At 33.6% G+C, this 16560-nt stretch carries 17 protein-coding genes; 4 read left to right on the top strand and 13 right to left on the bottom strand.

Annotation, left to right across the window (positions count from 1 at the left end):
• Positions 1 to 35: 35 nt before the first annotated feature.
• A complete protein-coding gene (locus tag ACW9XA_RS02880) occupies positions 36 to 2819 on the top strand; it encodes a copper resistance CopC/CopD family protein (RefSeq protein ID WP_457762914.1) in 2784 nt (927 codons plus the stop codon).
• On the opposite strand, the gene ACW9XA_RS02885 is transcribed toward ACW9XA_RS02880, so the two are convergent.
• Genes ACW9XA_RS02885 through ACW9XA_RS02895 form a run of 3 tightly spaced genes read right to left on the bottom strand, consistent with a single transcriptional unit; the run spans position 2809 to position 5257 of the window.
• On the bottom strand, positions 2809 to 3597 hold the full coding sequence (locus ACW9XA_RS02885) for a metal ABC transporter permease (RefSeq protein ID WP_457763083.1): 789 nt from the start codon (positions 3595 to 3597) through the stop codon (positions 2809 to 2811). The two genes, ACW9XA_RS02880 and ACW9XA_RS02885, sit on opposite strands and share 11 nt — an antisense overlap.
• A gap of 32 nt (positions 3598 to 3629) precedes the next feature.
• A complete protein-coding gene (locus ACW9XA_RS02890; RefSeq protein ID WP_457762915.1) occupies positions 3630 to 4352 on the bottom strand; it encodes a metal ABC transporter ATP-binding protein in 723 nt (240 codons plus the stop codon).
• Positions 4346 to 5257: a metal ABC transporter substrate-binding protein gene (locus tag ACW9XA_RS02895; RefSeq protein ID WP_457762916.1), complete on the bottom strand. Its 912-nt coding sequence runs from the start codon at positions 5255 to 5257 to the stop codon at positions 4346 to 4348. The genes ACW9XA_RS02890 and ACW9XA_RS02895 overlap by 7 nt, the downstream gene beginning before the upstream one ends.
• A gap of 90 nt (positions 5258 to 5347) precedes the next feature.
• Between ACW9XA_RS02895 and ACW9XA_RS02900 the strand changes: the two genes are divergently transcribed.
• The gene (locus ACW9XA_RS02900) at positions 5348 to 5731 is read left to right on the top strand and encodes a CopG family ribbon-helix-helix protein (protein ID WP_457762917.1); all 384 of its coding nucleotides are present in this window, start codon (positions 5348 to 5350) and stop codon (positions 5729 to 5731) included.
• Here the strand turns inward: ACW9XA_RS02900 and ACW9XA_RS02905 are convergent.
• The 3 genes from ACW9XA_RS02905 to pyrB are packed head-to-tail and all read right to left on the bottom strand — an operon-like array spanning position 5728 to position 8777.
• Entirely contained in the window at positions 5728 to 7086 is a 1359-nt protein-coding gene (locus ACW9XA_RS02905) for a PEFG-CTERM sorting domain-containing protein (RefSeq protein WP_457762918.1), read from the bottom strand. The genes ACW9XA_RS02900 and ACW9XA_RS02905 overlap by 4 nt on opposite strands.
• Positions 7083 to 7793 carry an LON peptidase substrate-binding domain-containing protein gene (locus ACW9XA_RS02910; RefSeq protein ID WP_457762919.1) on the bottom strand — a complete coding sequence of 237 codons (711 nt, stop codon included), beginning with the start codon at positions 7791 to 7793 and terminating at the stop codon, positions 7083 to 7085. Before ACW9XA_RS02910 ends, ACW9XA_RS02905 begins: the two co-directional genes overlap by 4 nt.
• 54 nt (positions 7794 to 7847) lie before the next feature.
• Positions 7848 to 8777 carry an aspartate carbamoyltransferase gene (pyrB, locus tag ACW9XA_RS02915; protein ID WP_457762920.1) on the bottom strand — a complete coding sequence of 310 codons (930 nt, stop codon included), beginning with the start codon at positions 8775 to 8777 and terminating at the stop codon, positions 7848 to 7850.
• Between the two features lie 41 nt (positions 8778 to 8818).
• Here pyrB and pyrI point away from each other — a divergent pair, with 41 nt between their 5' ends.
• The gene (gene pyrI, locus ACW9XA_RS02920; protein WP_457762921.1) at positions 8819 to 9280 is read left to right on the top strand and encodes an aspartate carbamoyltransferase regulatory subunit; all 462 of its coding nucleotides are present in this window, start codon (positions 8819 to 8821) and stop codon (positions 9278 to 9280) included.
• A gap of 37 nt (positions 9281 to 9317) precedes the next feature.
• Here pyrI and ACW9XA_RS02925 read toward each other — a convergent pair whose 3' ends face one another.
• Genes ACW9XA_RS02925 through ACW9XA_RS02950 form a run of 6 tightly spaced genes read right to left on the bottom strand, consistent with a single transcriptional unit; the run spans position 9318 to position 14220 of the window.
• Entirely contained in the window at positions 9318 to 9626 is a 309-nt protein-coding gene (locus ACW9XA_RS02925) for an ATP synthase subunit C (RefSeq protein WP_300323943.1), read from the bottom strand.
• Between the two features lie 55 nt (positions 9627 to 9681).
• Positions 9682 to 9807, bottom strand: coding sequence for a hypothetical protein (locus tag ACW9XA_RS02930; RefSeq protein WP_457762922.1), 126 nt, complete (start codon positions 9805 to 9807; stop codon positions 9682 to 9684).
• The gene (locus tag ACW9XA_RS02935) at positions 9807 to 10439 is read right to left on the bottom strand and encodes a V-type ATP synthase subunit D (RefSeq protein WP_457762923.1); all 633 of its coding nucleotides are present in this window, start codon (positions 10437 to 10439) and stop codon (positions 9807 to 9809) included. The genes ACW9XA_RS02930 and ACW9XA_RS02935 overlap by 1 nt, the downstream gene beginning before the upstream one ends.
• Positions 10440 to 10443: 4 nt before the next feature.
• Positions 10444 to 11829: a V-type ATP synthase subunit B gene (locus tag ACW9XA_RS02940; protein ID WP_300323937.1), complete on the bottom strand. Its 1386-nt coding sequence runs from the start codon at positions 11827 to 11829 to the stop codon at positions 10444 to 10446.
• A complete protein-coding gene (locus ACW9XA_RS02945; protein ID WP_457762924.1) occupies positions 11826 to 13604 on the bottom strand; it encodes a V-type ATP synthase subunit A in 1779 nt (592 codons plus the stop codon). Before ACW9XA_RS02945 ends, ACW9XA_RS02940 begins: the two co-directional genes overlap by 4 nt.
• Position 13605: 1 nt before the next feature.
• Positions 13606 to 14220 (bottom strand): V-type ATP synthase subunit E, encoded by a 615-nt coding sequence (locus ACW9XA_RS02950; protein WP_457762925.1) that lies wholly within the window; start codon positions 14218 to 14220, stop codon positions 13606 to 13608.
• A gap of 77 nt (positions 14221 to 14297) precedes the next feature.
• Between ACW9XA_RS02950 and ACW9XA_RS02955 the strand changes: the two genes are divergently transcribed.
• Positions 14298 to 16397 carry a V-type ATP synthase subunit I gene (locus ACW9XA_RS02955; protein WP_457762926.1) on the top strand — a complete coding sequence of 700 codons (2100 nt, stop codon included), beginning with the start codon at positions 14298 to 14300 and terminating at the stop codon, positions 16395 to 16397.
• 14 nt (positions 16398 to 16411) lie between these two features.
• On the opposite strand, the gene ACW9XA_RS02960 is transcribed toward ACW9XA_RS02955, so the two are convergent.
• Positions 16412 to 16540, bottom strand: coding sequence for a hypothetical protein (locus ACW9XA_RS02960; RefSeq protein ID WP_457762927.1), 129 nt, complete (start codon positions 16538 to 16540; stop codon positions 16412 to 16414).
• Between the last annotated feature and the right edge of the window lie 20 nt (positions 16541 to 16560).

The raw sequence follows: 16560 nt of genomic DNA on the forward strand, positions 1-16560 counted from the left end.
ACTGTTTAAATTATCAAGTATGATTTGAAGTGTAAATGAGAAGATTACTGATACTTTTGTTTGTTTTATCATCCATATCACTACCATTTGCAGCAGCGCATCCTTTTACAGAACAAACCATTCCAAGCTTGGAAACAAATGCACCAGCAGGAACCACAGAAGTAATTGTATTTTTTTCAGAACCAGTTGACATAAACTTTAGTGAGCTTAGAGTGTTTGACAATAATGGAAATCAGATTGATAACAAAGATACCAATTACTATGAAGGAGAGTTATCACTTATTGTTACAACACCTCCATTAGAAGACGGAGTTTATACTGCAACAACCAAAGTCCTATCCAAAGTTGATGGACATCTTGTTCCTGGGGCATTCTTGTTTGCAGTAGGAGATGTGATTATCGATCCTTCCATGTTAGGAATAGAAAGACCATCAGAGTTAGTATTTTTACCTGAAGCAGGTGCTAGATTTCCAGGATTAGTAGGTCAAACGATTGTTTTAGGAGTTGTAATTGCATCTCTATTCATTTGGGGAACACAAAACAAACAATCTATCAAAGAAGAATTACAAAAGATTGAAAATATTCATCATGGAAAATTTATGTCATTAACTGGTATTGGTTTAGGATTAGTTTTTGTTTCTGATATTTTGATGATTGCAGTACAGACAATACGATTAGAAACATCTCTATTAAATGCAATTCAAACTGATTTTGGAAATATTTGGTTAATCAGGATGGTAATAACAATAATTTTACTAGTAATTTGGTTTGGATTAGACAGGAAAAAAGTTCTATCAAAAAAGAATCAAATTCCATTGCTTGTCATGTCACTTGCATTAATTGCTACTACAAGTCTAATTGGACATGGGGCAGCTAGTGGAGAAATACCAGCAATAGTACTAGATTACATTCACAACTTAGTGGCGGCATTATGGATAGGTGGAATATTCTATTTTGTTTTTACATTGTTGCCAACATTTTCTCAACTTAAAGAATCAAAAAGAGAGAAAATGAGTTTGGTACTAATTCCAAGATTTTCAATTGCATTTATCATTGCATTAGGAATTGTAATCATTACAGGACCCACACTGATGTGGTTCTTAGAAAGTGATGTAGGACTAATAACAGAATCAGTATATGGACAATTAATAATTCTGAAAATTGCGATTGCAACAATCATGATAGCATTAGGAGGATTTTTCCAGCTTAAAGTGCAAAAAAATGCTGAAAAGAATTTTTCAACTGGAAAAATTTTAGTTCATAAAAAATTAAAGAGATCACTCAAAGTTGATGCAGTATTAGGAATAATTCTTCTGGGAGTAGTTGCATTACTAACTAATGGAACATTACCTGCAGGTGAAATTCAAAAGGTTGATGCACAAGAGATTGTCTATGGATTTAAGACAATAGAATTTACTGAGAATGTAAAATTTGATATCTATATTTCTCCATTTTCTAGTGGCACAAATACAGTCATAGTTAAAGCAAGTAATTTTGAAGGAAAGCCAATTTACGATTCTGAAGAAATCAAAGTAAAGGTTTCAAATCCATCACGAAATATAGCTCCAATTGAAATCCCAATGGAGATTATCAAAGAAGATGAAAATAGACTAACTGAATTTCAAGGGGAATTAACATTTGGATTTTCTGGAGAATGGCTAGTAGAGATTGAAGCATTAAGAAATGAAAATGCAAATGAATCAATAATTTTGAATTTGCTTGTAAAACCTAGACTAGCAGACATTCAAACTAAGATAATTGAATATGATTTACCAGAAGATGCAAAACCGCTTTTCCCATTATATGATGGAGGAAATTCAATTTGGCTAAGTGATGCATCAGCTCCTAGACTATGGCAATTTTCACTTGAAACAGAAAAATTTTCTTCATATATGTTTGATGGATTAACTTCAACATTTCTAACACAAGACAATAAAGGGAATATTTGGTTTACAGATACACGAGCAAACAAAATTGGATTCATTGATCCTGAAACAAAACAAATCACAACAAAAATAATTCCAAAACTAGATCCAGTGATTTCAAAAAATACACCACTATTTATCAAAGCAGATTTTGATGGAAATATCTGGATTACCATAGTCAACAAAGATAGAATTGTAAAGTATTTACCAGAAGATGATGAATTTGAAGAAATTATACTACCAGGAAGAGAAAATCTACCATTTGCTTTAGCACTTGATGATAATGGAAAAATATGGTACACTAGTACTGGTTCAGGAAAAATTGGATACGTTAATCCTGATAATAACAAACTAACTGAAATCTCAACTGATACAGTTTTGCAGGGCCCTGAGGCATTGCTCTTTGACAAGGATGGAAATCTATGGATTGCTGAGCATACTGGCTTGGCAATTACCAGATTCAACCCAGTTCTAGAGACATTTGAGAGAATTTCAGTTCCCAATGATGAAGCATTACCATTTGGAATGACATTTGACAGATATGGAAATATTTGGTTTGCACAACATACGATTGATTCTATTGGATCATATGATCCTGATAACAATAACTTGATCGAAGTTCCTGTTCCAACTGAAACATCTTTTATTCAATTTATGACATCAGATGGAAATGATAATGTATGGTTTGTTGAACAACAATCAAATAAAATTGGAACAGTTAAACTTACAGAAATTCCAGTAATTCCATCACAAATAGAATCATCAAAGATTATTGAAATAAAATATACCGAATTTGCATCACCATTGATTGCTTTAGGAATTATTGCGACATCATTATTTTATGTCAAGAGTATACAAGATAAAAGAAGATTAAATTCTTTGATCAATTCTTAGACAATAATCCTGCAGATTTTATTCCCATAGTTCCTGCAAGTAAACCAATTGCCATCAATACAATAGTTCCTGCAGGGGTAATATCAAAGATGTATGAAACTAAAATTCCTACAATAACTGAAAATATTGAAAAACTCATTGATATAATTGCAGTTTGTTTGAATCCTTTGCCATACATTATTGCAGTAACATTTGGAATTACAAACAAAGCCGAAATTAATAATACTCCTACTAGTTGAATAGATGTAACTACAGTGATTCCTGCCATAAACACAATCAAATAATTTATTTTTTCTACAGGAATTCCACTAACCTTAGCTTGTTCTTCATTAAATGTAGAATAGAGAATTTGTCTATAGAGTATCAAAATTACAATTAAGATTATACCAGTTAATGCCAAGATCAGTATTGTATCATCTACGCTAACAAGCAGAATACTTCCAAAGAGAAAACTAAAGATATCAATTGTAAAACCTCCAGATAACCCGATAATTACAAGGCCAACTGCTATGCCTGAAGATAACAATACTGCAATAGATGCATCTCCAGAAATATTGTATCTATCTTTGATTTTTGTTATAATTAATGCACTAGCTATTGAAACTCCATATGCTGTCCATAGTGGATATACACCTGCAAGTAATCCTAATGCAATTCCACCAAATGAGGAATGAGCAATTGCATCACCAAATAATGAATAACGTCTCAAAACTAGAAACAATCCAACTACTGAGCAAAGAATTGCAATGGCAATACCAGAAATTAATGCTCTATGCATAAAACTAAAAGTTAGAATTTCAAAAGACATGATCAGTGATGATGCATGTGTTCCTGCATCGAGGCCTCAGAATATTGTTTAACTAATTTATCATCAGAAAAGAATTTTTCAGATTCACCATGAAAAAATAAAGTTCGATTCAAACAGGCTACATGATTTGCTAGTTGATTTACTGCATCCAAATCATGAGATGACCAGATAATCGTAATTTTTTGTTTAGAGTTTAATTCTCTAAGAATACTGTAAAACAAATCAATGCTTTGTTGATCAATTCCTGTTACTGGTTCATCTAAGATCAAAATTTTGGGATTATTTACCAAAGCCTTTGCTATAAAGACACGTTGTTGTTGGCCCCCAGACAATTCCCCTATTCGTCTATTACGTAATTCATGAATCCATAACTGTTGTAAAATCTCATCAATTTTATTTTCATCAGATTCTTTTCTTAATCCCATTCTAACTACATCATTTACAGTGACAGGGAAATTTTTTTCAAAGATTGGTTTTTGTGGAACATACCCAAGTTCTTTTAGATAATTTTTTGATTTTCTTATATCTTTATCAAAGAATTTGATTTTTCCTTTGTATTTTGTATTTAGTCCAAGCATCGAAGCAAAAAGAGTAGATTTTCCAGCGCCATTAGGTCCAATTATGCCTAAAAAATCACCTTGATTGACAACTAAGCTTACATCATCAAGAGCCTTTACGTCTGGATATTGAACAGTCAAGTTATTGATTTCGACTATTTTCAACACAATGCCTCCTTGAGATTTTCAAGATTTTGAGTCATTTTTGAAATATAGTTATCTTCAGATACAATCTCAAGTGGAGATAAAACTAAGACTTTACCACCAATTTCATTTGCAATTATTTGTGAAGTTTTTGTGTTAACTGTTTCTTCGCTAAAAATTACTTTGATGTTTAATGTTCTAGCTTTTGAGATTACATTTTCTAATGTTTTTGCAGTTACTTCACCATGAGAATCAGTTGTTTGAACAATAGTATGTTGATTCAAACCATATTCATCTGCAAAATATGAAAATGCATCATGAAATGCAATGAAATCTTTACTACATGCAGATAACTCATTTCGTATTTTTAAATCAAGCTCATGTAATTCTTCACTATATTTTGCCGCATTGATCATATAGAATTCCCTATTTTCAGGATCTGTATTAGAAAAAGATAATGCAATGTTCTCAACTTGTTTTTTTGCATATACAGGATTTAGCCAGATATGTGGATCACCTGATTCATGTGAATCGTTTTCATCATGAACTGATTTTATAATTACAATTCCTTTACTAGTATCAACTATAGTTCCTTGATAATCATTTTCTGTTAAATCATCAACCCAACTTTCAAAACCAATTCCATTAATTACAATCAGATCTGATTTTTGCATCTGTTGCACATCTTTTATGGTAGGTTCCCAATCATGAGGTTCTACTCCAACTGGAACCAACAATGTTGCATCAATTTTTTCTTGGCCTACTATTTGTGAAAATTCATGTAGTGGATTAAAAGATGAGATAACTTTGAGCTTAGAATTATCATTATTTGTAAACAGTTGATTGGTATTAGTCGTATAAACAAAAACAGAAGTTAATGGAATTGCTATCAGAATTGCAATAATTGCCATCTTGGATTGAATGTTCACGCAGCAATTCAATCCAAATTATTAATAAATTTATAAAATCTTAATAAGATTAATTGCTAAACTTATAAGATAATTAATAACATTATGCATATGCCAATAGTCTCCATCTCATTAAATGATGAGATTCTATCAGAACTAGACAAACTCCAAACTTCCATGGGATTTTCCGGAAGATCTGAAGCAATTAGAGCAGGGATTAGAGCATTTGTTTCAGAAGAGAAACAAAAGGCTGATTTGGCAGGAAATATTCATGCAATTCTTTTAGTTGTACATAATGATGAGTTTGATCATGTTGTTTCAGGAATTACTCATAATTTTGAAGATCTGATTACGACACATCTTCATAGTAAAATTGAGAAAGAAAAATGCATGGAGCTTTTTCTAATTGATGGTGATGCTGAAAAAGTATCTACCATGACAAAAGATTTTCAGATAAACAAAAACATGGATACTGTTAAACTAGTAGCACTTTAGATATTAAGTAAAGATTTTCTTGTTACAAAAATTATACTTGTTATAGAAATCACTAAAACAAGTAGAGCAACACTTCCAAATTCAGGCACCACAACAAGTGCAAATTCAGTTTCCTGTCCAGTATTTCTAATATTTTCAAACTTGATTATTGTTGGGCCTGTTTGCTCTTCAGAGAATGTAAATTTCTCAAATTCACCACCAACTTGTGCCATTCCAGATACTCGATGAATCTCTTTGCCATTTTGAATGATTACAAATGTGTAATCTGAGCTTCTCAGAGGATCATTTGTTCTTCCATCTCTAATAGTAAAAATAAAATTCGTAGGAACCTCAGGTTCAACAATCAATGGATCCCAAGATAAATTTATTTTGAAATCTTCACTTTTTGTATAAGCTTCTAAAGGAAATGCTATATCTTCACTTGTTGATATTCTAAATACCATGTTATCAGGTAGAGGGTCACCAGATTTTTTCATTTCATTTTTCAAAAATCGTAAATGATCTTGTAATAAGACAAGATGAACTATTCTTTCATCGTCTTCTGTATAATCATCAACTGATATAGAGGAATTGAAAAGTTCAATTCCGTTTGCAAAAGCTGAATAGCTGGGAGGTAGGAATTCAACAAAATCTTTAGGAAAATGAGTTTCTACGTGAACTACATTCACATGAGACATTTGTTTTTCACTCCAGTCAAAAGGCATTTCAAATCTAACTTCTTTGGCATTAGGATCATATACGAAATTAATTACAGTGTCAAAATATGATTTAGATCGAAATTTAACATCATTATTTTCAAGATCTTTTTGCATGAAAGTGATAGTCTCAATTAGGCTCAAATCTGCATTATAGACGCCAGAATTTTCTATGATATTGGTAGGCTCATCAAGGGTTCGGACTTCAATCTCAAAATTGTACAAGCCACCTGTTTTGAACAAAGGCCCTGAAATTTCTACAGGGTTTGTTTCAGTTCCATGCCAAGCCCCAAGCAATGAATCTTGTTTACCATGAATTGTTATTTCAGGATCTTCAGTAGGAGTGAGAATTATTGGTAAAATACCATTTTCGGCAAAGAAATAGTTTCTAAAAATCATTTCATCTTTATGAAATAAACCAATAAGAAAAGTCACATTTTTTGCATTTTCCTTGGATTCATCTTCAATTGCAGTAATTGTAATTTGATCCTGTTGGTTTTCAAAATACATTGGCATTTCTACCATGATTGATAGTTTTTTTCCCTGAATATCTACTGCAGATATTGTATCAACACCAAATCCATGTCCATAAACATTACTTGCAGGAAACAACAAACATGCAATCATTACAAAGATTCCAAAATTTTTCAAAGACATCATTTTACTGCTAATAATTCCTCGACTCGTTTAATTAGTTCATCCATTGATCTGGCCTCTAAAACAGGTTGAAGTTCATTTGGATCCTTGGCGCCCAGTGCAGATAATGAATAAATGTAATCAATCGTCGGAGTATCAGTATTCAAATAGTATTGTTCCAGTACATGATCCAATGAATGTGAGTCAACAACTTGAGGCAAAGCTTGTTTGATGATTTTCTTTTTCCATAGTTCAACTAGAGACTCCCATTTTTCAAGAGAAATATTCTCATCGATTTCTGGAATCATTTCAACTTCAGCCTGGATATACATTTTTTCTCCTATTCCAATTTTCTCATGTAATTCAGAAATTTCTTGGTGTCCCTCTACTGAAAGAGGATCATAATTTTGAGGTTGAGAAATTGATGGTGGAATAATTCTTTTGATTTTAAACGAATTTCTTCCCAGAGTTTCAATGTGTAGTTGTAATCCATCCAGTTCTACATCTTCGCATTTTGAAATTTTAGCAATCGTACCTACCAATTTAGGTGAATTCCAACCATTGACAGAATTATTTTCATCAATCAAACATACGCCAAATTGACCATCACCAAGCATACAATCATCAACTAGTTGCTTGTATCTAGGCTCAAAAATTCGAAGTGGTAATTCTTGTCTTGGAAATAACACCAAGTCTAACGGAAAAATAGGAATAATTTTTGTTTCAGTCAACTAGTATTATTGGAATGTCTCTAGATATATGGAATACGGATATTCTTAAAAAAATTAAAATCCATTCTTATTGAGAATCATACCTAACAGAGCAGAACGAGTATGTTTTCCATATTCAGCTTGTTCAAAATATTTTGCATTTTTTGTTTTATCAACATCAGCTGAAATTTCATCTATTCTTGGCAATGGATGTAAAATTATGGCATCATCTTTCATTCGTTTTAGCATATCCAACCCAACAACATAACTTCCTTTAACTTTGAGATATTCTTCTTCATCAGGGAATCTCTCTTTTTGGATTCTTGTAACATACAAAACATCAAGATCATCTAAGTGCTCTTCAATGTCAGTAGTTTCAGTCAAGTCCAATTTCTTTTTGATTTCATAAGTTGAGTCTGATCTTATTCTTAGCGATTCAGGGGAAATCAATCTTACATCGACATCATAATTTCCTAGTCCATGTAATAGAGAATATACCGTACGTCCATACTTTAGATCACCGACTATTCCAATCTTTAGGCCATCAATCTTTTTCTTTTCTTTTTTGATTGTAAACAAATCTTGAATTGCTTGTGTTGGATGTTCTTCAGTCCCACTTCCTGCATTAATAACAGGTTTATCAGAAACTTCAGCTGCAAATCTACTTGAGCCATCTAAAGGATGACGCAAAACAAGGACATCTGAATAAATCGACATTATCCTAACAGTATCTGCAAGGCTTTCACCTTTCTGAGTTGATGAAGATGTAATATCAGAAATTCCCAAGGAGTTGCCACCAATTGAGGCCATGGCAGAGTCAAAACTCAAACGTGTTCTAGTACTTGGCTCATAAAACAGATATCCCAGAGTCTTTCCTTTACAAATCTCTCTTCTTTCAGAAGGACTTGATTGTATGATTTTATCAGTCGACGTAAAGATGGTTTCAAGTTGTTCTTTGGTATAGTCTTTAATTGAGAGGATATCTTTTTGGTAGAAATCGTTCATTCTTTCAATAATATATACAGGTGACTATACAAAGTATTCTGATGGAGCAGTCCGACCTTATGGTTCGACGAATTAAGGAGGGTACTGTAATTGACCATATAGATGAAGGTAAAGGTCTTCAAGTCCTCAATGCATTAAGAATTGACGGAAAAGATGGCAGTCTTATCACTATAGCACTAAATGTTCCAAGTGGTAAATTTAAGAAAAAAGACATTATCAAAGTTGAAAATAAATTTCTAAAAGATGATGATACCAACAAGCTAGCAGTAATTGCTCCAACTGCAACAATTAACATGATAAAAGAGTACAAGCTTGTTGAGAAGAGAAGAGTAGCATTACCTAACGAGATTGACAGAATTTTCAGATGCTCAAATCCTGATTGTATAACAAACAGTGCAGAACACATAGAATCAGTCATGGACGTAATTGACAAGGAAGGAAGAGTTCTCAAATGCAGATATTGTGCCAGAGTGCTAGATGTTAACAAGCTAAAATACAATTAAATAAAAATCTAAAAATTTGAAAAATTTGTAGTTTGGACTATTGTCCTAAGATGATAAACATCATAACTATACCGTAGATTGCGATTGATTCAACCATACCTACGAAGATGAATACCTTTGACTGTAATGCTGGATTCTCACTAATTACTGCAAGACCTGCTGCACCTACTTGACCAAGACCAATGCCTGCGCCAAATGCTGCAAGACCAAATGCTAAGCCTGCACCAAGAATTTTCAGTGAATCAGAACTAGCTGCTGCATCACCTTCTGCAGCATATGCAATTCCAGTGGATCCAGAGATGGATATTACTGCTGCTGCCAAAAGTAGTAAAACGATAGGTTTCATTTTATGATCACGCTTTCTCAAATCCTTATTTAAATCATGATAATAAAAAATCAGATTAACCTAATGTTTTCTTTTTGAAAGAGGCTAGATCGCTCTTGATAGATTTTGAGAAATCTTCATGATCTTGTTGTATTACTTTTTTAGAATTTTCAAGTAATTTCTTAATTTCGTCTTTAGCCATTATTTTCCACTTTCCATCTTTTCTTTCACTTTTTTTAACTTTGCGAATTCTTCTCTTTCTCTCTCTTCAAGAGTAGAGAGAATAAATCTAATATTTTCCTTGTATTGAGGAATAATCACATTTTCAAGAGCATTTAGTAATTTTTGTGTCTTTTCTAATGCTTTTGCAAGACTAAAGATGGAATTTTCATATTCTGCTGCTTTACAAATTTTTGGCATTAATTCTTTGATTTGTTTTGCAGCTCTATCAATTGATGAATTGGTATCTGCAAATCCATAAGGCATTGATTTAGTATCTTTTTCAGTAACTGTAAGTGCTGGAATTTTCACATCTACAACTCTTCTAACATGCACATCTACTTCCATTACAGGGGGAGTGGATTCTGCAACAGAATCAACAGTATTTGTTCCTAATGCAAGATAAGCTTCGTTTACTGATTTGTAAATATCTTGTAAAGGATCCCAAATTCCACCTCTTGCTTTAGATGCCTCTTGAATCATTTCCTCAATATTTTTTAAAAGAACTTTACGTTTGTCATCTAAAATTTGTTGAACCATTACGGCTATTTGGCTTGATTTTTTATATTTGAAAAGTTCAATTTTTGTTGCTGCAACGTTTTGTCCAAATGACATTTAGTTACTCTTCCTTGTAATATTGTTCTACGTACTTGTCTTTGATTTTGGTAATCTCATTTCTTGGGAGTTTTGATACAATCTTCCACATTAGACCAAGTGTTTCTTCGATAGTTCTATTTTCATCAGTTGCTTGTGTAAGGAATTCTTTTTCAAATGTATCTCCAAGTTCCAAGTATTTGAGGTCAATTTCAGTCAATCCTGCCTTACCTACAATACCAGCTAGTGCTCTTACTTCTTGTGCTCTAGAATATGCATCATAAACTTGGTTAGAAACTTCACTGTGATCTTCTCTAGTACTTCCTTCACCAATACCGTCTTTCATCAATCTACTAAGACTCATCAAAATATTGATTGGTGGATAAACTCCTTGTCTGAATAAATCTCTACCAACTACTATTTGCCCTTCTGTAATGTAACCAGTAAGGTCAGGAATTGGATGAGTGATATCATCAGAAGGCATTGATAAGATTGGAACTTGTGTAACACTTCCTTTTCGTCCATTGAGTTTTCCTGCTCTTTCATAAAGTGTTGAAAGGTCAGTGTATAGATAACCAGGATATCCTTTTCTTCCAGGAACTTCTTCTCTTGCTGCACTAATTTCTCTTAGTGCCTCTGCATAGTTTGTCATATCAGTAATTACTACTAGAACATGCATTCCTAAGTCAAATGCGAGATATTCTGCTACAGTTAAAGCTACACGAGGTGTGATAATTCTTTCAATTGCAGGATCATCTGCAGTATTTAGAAATAGAACACTTCTTTTGAGTGCGCCAGATTCTTCAAGACTTCTTCTGAAATATTCTGCTTCACTGTATTGCACACCAATTGCTGCAAATACTACCGCAAAGTCATCTTGTGTTCCAACAACACTTGCTTGTCTTGCGATTTGTGCTGCTAGAAGATTGTGAGACATACCAGAACCTGAAAAGATTGGTAGTTTTTGTCCTCTAACTAAAGTCATCAATCCATCAATTACAGATACGCCAGTTTGAATGAAATCTTTTGGATATTCACGTTGTTCTGGATTCATTGGTTCACCGTTAATGTCTACAAATTTATCAGCAATTGGATCTGGGAGGCCATCTTTTGGTCTTCCTAATCCATCAAATACTCTACCAAGTACCTCTTTTGATACTGGCATTTCCATTACTTTACCTACAAATTTTGCTTTAGTTCCAGATATTGATAATCCAGTTGTTCCCTCAAAGACTTGAACAATTGCTTTACCATTTCCTACTTCGAGAACTTTACCTAATCTTCTTTCACCTTCAGTAGTTTCAATTTCAACTAATTCATCAAATGCTGCATTTTCAACATCATCTACAACAACTAGAGGTCCTTTGATTTCTGCAATCTTACTATATTGTACTCCACCTTCTACTGTCAATTTGATACTTTCACTCCTGAAATTGATTTGAATTGTTCTTGCATATCTTTTTCTAATTGATCTAATTTTGGCATTTCGTCATCTTTGACATCCATTCTTGCTTTGAGTAAACTGCTTACCACACCTAATTCACGGATATCAGATAATGATGCACCCTCTTTGAGTGCTTGTTGTCCTTTATTGTAAAAGTCAACACATAATTTCATTAATTTGAATTGTTTTTCTGGGCTACAATAAGTATCAACATCATCAAATGAGTTTTGTTGTAGTAAAGCAATCTTTACCATTCTTGCAACTTCAAGAATTAATTTTTCTTCATCAGGTAATGCCTCTGGACCTAAGAGTCTGACAATTTCTTTGAGTGTATCTTCTCTTTGTAAGACACCATAAGTTTGACTTCTAATGCTAAACCAATCTTCACTAATGTTTTCACTCCACCATTTTGCAATATCTGCAAGATAACCAGAATAGCTATTCATCCAATTAATTGATGGATAATGTCTAGAGTATGCAAGTTTTGCATCCAAAGCCCAGAAAGTTTTGATGAATCTCATTGTGTGAGTTGTAACTGGTTCTGTAAAGTCACCACCAGATGGAGATACAGCACCAATCAAAGTAACTGAACCGTCACGTTCTGGACTTCCAGCTGCCTGAACACGACCTGCTCTTTCATAAAATTCTGCTAATCTTGATGCAAGATATGATGGATAACCTTCTTCTGCGGGCATCTCTTCTAATCTGCCACTCATTTCTCTAAGTGATTCAGCCCATCTACTTGTTGAATCTGCTACAAGTACAACATCTTTACCCATATCTCTGTAATATTCTGCAATTGTGACACCAGTGTAGATGCTTGCTTCTCTTGCTGCTACTGGCATGTTACTTGTATTTGCAACAAGAACAGTTCTATCCATCAATGGTTTTCCACTACGTGGATCTTTAAGATGTGGAAATTCAACTAATACTTCAGTCATTTCATTTCCTCTTTCACCACAACCAATGTAAACAACAACTTGAGAGTCAGCCCATTTTGCAATTTGGTGTAAAGTGACTGTTTTTCCAGTTCCAAATGCTCCTGGAATTGAACCAGTTCCTCCTTTTGCAATTGGGAAGAATGTATCAATTACACGTTGTCCTGTAAGTAAAGGCACAGTTGGATCATATCTTTTGTGATATGGACGTGGTTTTCTTACAGGCCATTTATGATACATTTTGATTGGAATTGATTGTCCGTCTTTCTCAGTATTTGCCAGAACAGTTTCTAAATCATAATCTCCTTCGGATACAATATTTGAAATTTTTCCACCTGCATGATCTGGTGGAAGCATAATAGCATGCTCGATAAGATCAGTTTCTTGAACAGTACCAATAATATTTCCTGCAGTAACTTCATCTCCATTACTAACAGTTGGGACGAAGTGATATTTTTTTGTCATATCTACAGCAGATGTTGTGATACCCCTTCCGATGAAGGAACCAGATGCTTTAGATAATTCTCTTAGAGGTCTTTGAATTCCGTCATAGAGTTGTCCAATAATTCCTGGACCTAATAATACACTCAATGGGTTTCCTGTACCAACTACAGGTTCACCAGGTTTTAGACCACTTGTTGATTCGTATACTTGGATAAATGCTACATCTCCTGTTAATCTGATTACTTCACCTACTAATTTTGAATTTCCTACGGTTACAGTTTCATACATTTTTGCATCAGACATTCCATTTGCTTTTACTGCAGGGCCACTCACCCAAACAATTGTACCTTGTGCTGCCATCTTAATTGTTCACTCCGAATTTTGCTGCAATATCTTTCCTAATTAAAGGCTTCAGACGTTCAATTCTTGCATCTAAAGTATTATCAAAAGTCATGGCACCGTCCTTTGATTTGATTTTTACACCACCAAGACATTCGATTGTTTCTGAAGATAACTCAGATCCCGGAAATCCTGACAGTGATGATTGAACTACGTCCTTATCTTTAGAATTTGTGAATACTATAATCTCAGATGTACCTAAAATTTTGGTTGATTCTTCTAATAATGATTTAATGAGATTGGCATAATCACCAGAGCGATCAGCGTTTGCAATTTGATCGAGGGCACTTTTAAAGACCTTATCAACTGACTCTTCTAAAGCCAAAAGTTGTTTGTTTCTTGCTTCAATATCAGCACCACCAGTAATCTGTTTTTCGATTTTATCGGCTTCTTTCTTGCCATCTGCTATAATTTTATCATATTCACGTTCAAGATTAGGAAGAGCATCATCAAGGGTTTTTTGAGAATCAGATAAAGCGGAACTGATATTGGATTCGATCTCTTTTTCTGTTTGACTTAGTATTTTATCAATAGTTTGTTCAAGAGAAGAATTCGCCAATAGTTGGAATTTATCCATAATAGATTTTAATGTTTGGGAACAAAAAAGCAAATTCAGAAAGATATTAAAATCAAAGAAATTACGAATGGATTATCTTGGTAGTAGCAGATCTAAAGCTCGGAAGTATAATTTTACCAAGAAGTGATTCTCCAAGGGCAATTTCAAGATTGACTGAATTTGAATGGTTTCATAAAATTGATACTGAAAGTGATCTAGTCACACCAGAAATTGATGATTTGTTGTTAGATGCTCAGCAAACATACCAATCCATTGATGATGTTGTCAAAGGGTTAGGAGTTCCACCAATGGTTGGAATTTTAGAAATCATGTTCAAAGGAACCACCATCAAAAAGAAAGACTATGAAATTGATGAAATTGAGGACATGATAAAAGACCTCAAGAAAAGGGCACCATCAATAATTGAAGAACCATCAAAATTATTAGAAGAACAAGCAACAACAAAACGTTCATTGGAAGAATATACATCTCTTAAAGAGACATTAGAGATAGCCAAAAAATTGAACATAGATATTTCAGGATTTGGATTAATGAAATATTTTTACGCAAATCTATTTGTGATAAACTCTGCAGACTATGAAGAAATTGCCAGAGCATTAGAAGGCATTACATTTTACAAATATGATCTTTCAAGTAAAGACAAAGCAGCTATTCTTGTAATTTCAAGCATTTCTGATTCGGATAAAACTCTCAAAATTCTAAGAGGATTCAATGCAAATCCATTTGTCATTCCAGAAGGAATTTCTCAAATTCCTTCAGAGGCTTATGCATTAGCAGAATCAAAAATTAAAGAATTAACTGAAAAACAAAAATCTAATTCTAAAAAATTGGCAGCAATAACTAAAAAAATTAGAAGAGATATTTTAGCAATTCATGAAGAAGCTTTGGTAGCAAAAGATGTTCTTGAAACAATCAGAAAACCAGGCGGAACAAAGCATTTCGCAGTAATTCAAGGATTTATCCCAACCAAGATGGAAGAGAAATTTAAAAATTCAACTAAACAATGGACATCAGTAGTAGAGGATATTACTGATCCGAAATTAAAAGAACAGGTTCCAACATTATTTGATAATAAAAAATTTGTACGTACTTTTGAAGTAATTACAGAAAGTCAGGGCATTCCAAAACATGGTGAAGCAGATCCTACGCCTATGATTGCTCTAATGTGGCCAATTTTCTATGGAATAATGTTTGCAGATATGGGTCACGGTTTATTGCTTATGGGAATGGGATTACTATTCAAAGTCAAAGGACAGGGTTCCCTTTCAAGATGGGGCATGTTAATTGCAATTTCTGGTGCCGCATCTGCAATAGCAGGTGTAGGTGCAGGTGAAGCGTTTGGATTCCACCTAGATCATATGGGACCACTAGAGGGTTTGCTAGAAAAAGGCGGAGCATTACATTCTGTAAGTTGGATTGTAGGTATTCTCAGTGTTGCAGAACTAACATTTGATCAAGTCATAAACATTCTCAAAGTTTCGTTATTCATTGGAATTATTCATTTAGTTTGGGCCATGGTACTTCGAGTAAAGAGATTAGCTGCTGAAGGTCACAAGTTTGTTATGTTTATGGAAGCAATTCCAAATATCACACTCTATGGAGGAATTGTAGTAATCATGATGTGTGCAATAGGTGCAAACTATGATGTGATGAATATGTATTCCAAAGTTCACACTGAAGCAGTTCCTTGGGTTACAATGTTCTTAGGCGAGTGGGCCGAAGTGTGGATTATTACAAGAATTGCAGTCGTGATAATCATTGCATCAATGGTATTGATGATGGTCGGTGGTGTAATGCATGCAAAAAGACATCCAGAAGAAGGAGGTTCTGCAGCAAATGTTGTCATGGAAGTATTCCTTGGAAAAACAGTTGAAAGTTTAGCACATACAATCAGTTATGCACGATTAGGAATTATGTTATTGGTTCACGCAGCATTGTTAATGACAGTAAACAATGCATATCATTCACTTGGTGGTGCTGAATCAGGTGGTGCAATGGCAATGATTATTGGAGGTAACTTAGGAATTATGATGATTGAAGGGTTAATTGTATACATTCAGTCTCTCAGATTGCACTTGTACGAATTCTTTACGAAATGGTATGATGGTGGTGCACAACCATTTAGACAAATTAGACCAGAATTGATTTACAATCAATTCATTTGGAAGAAAAAATAAAAAAGAAAATTTAATTATTTTTTAGCTTTGTCGTGTCCTTTTTTGGCAGCATCCTTAGTACCCTCATAACCTTTGGTTCCTAATTCAGTGCCTTTTTCAACACCCTTTTCAGCGGTATCTTTTATTTTCTTTAAAAATCCCATAAAATCACTTTAGTGTTATT

It is taken from the genome of Candidatus Nitrosopumilus sp. bin_6a (genome assembly GCF_054095695.1).

Coding starts and splice junctions, on each gene's coding strand:
- ACW9XA_RS02950 (WP_457762925.1), bottom strand. CDS start 14,220: ATGGATAAATTCCAACTATTGGCGAATTCTTCTCTTGAACAAACTATT.
- pyrI (WP_457762921.1), top strand. CDS start 8,819: ATGGAGCAGTCCGACCTTATGGTTCGACGAATTAAGGAGGGTACTGTA.
- ACW9XA_RS02930 (WP_457762922.1), bottom strand. CDS start 9,807: ATGGCTAAAGACGAAATTAAGAAATTACTTGAAAATTCTAAAAAAGTA.
- ACW9XA_RS02945 (WP_457762924.1), bottom strand. CDS start 13,604: ATGGCAGCACAAGGTACAATTGTTTGGGTGAGTGGCCCTGCAGTAAAA.
- ACW9XA_RS02960 (WP_457762927.1), bottom strand. CDS start 16,540: ATGGGATTTTTAAAGAAAATAAAAGATACCGCTGAAAAGGGTGTTGAA.
- ACW9XA_RS02880 (WP_457762914.1), top strand. CDS start 36: ATGAGAAGATTACTGATACTTTTGTTTGTTTTATCATCCATATCACTA.
- ACW9XA_RS02935 (WP_457762923.1), bottom strand. CDS start 10,439: ATGTCATTTGGACAAAACGTTGCAGCAACAAAAATTGAACTTTTCAAA.
- ACW9XA_RS02925 (WP_300323943.1), bottom strand. CDS start 9,626: ATGAAACCTATCGTTTTACTACTTTTGGCAGCAGCAGTAATATCCATC.
- ACW9XA_RS02905 (WP_457762918.1), bottom strand. CDS start 7,086: ATGATGTCTTTGAAAAATTTTGGAATCTTTGTAATGATTGCATGTTTG.
- ACW9XA_RS02885 (WP_457763083.1), bottom strand. CDS start 3,597: ATGCATAGAGCATTAATTTCTGGTATTGCCATTGCAATTCTTTGCTCA.
- pyrB (WP_457762920.1), bottom strand. CDS start 8,777: ATGAACGATTTCTACCAAAAAGATATCCTCTCAATTAAAGACTATACC.
- ACW9XA_RS02900 (WP_457762917.1), top strand. CDS start 5,348: ATGCCAATAGTCTCCATCTCATTAAATGATGAGATTCTATCAGAACTA.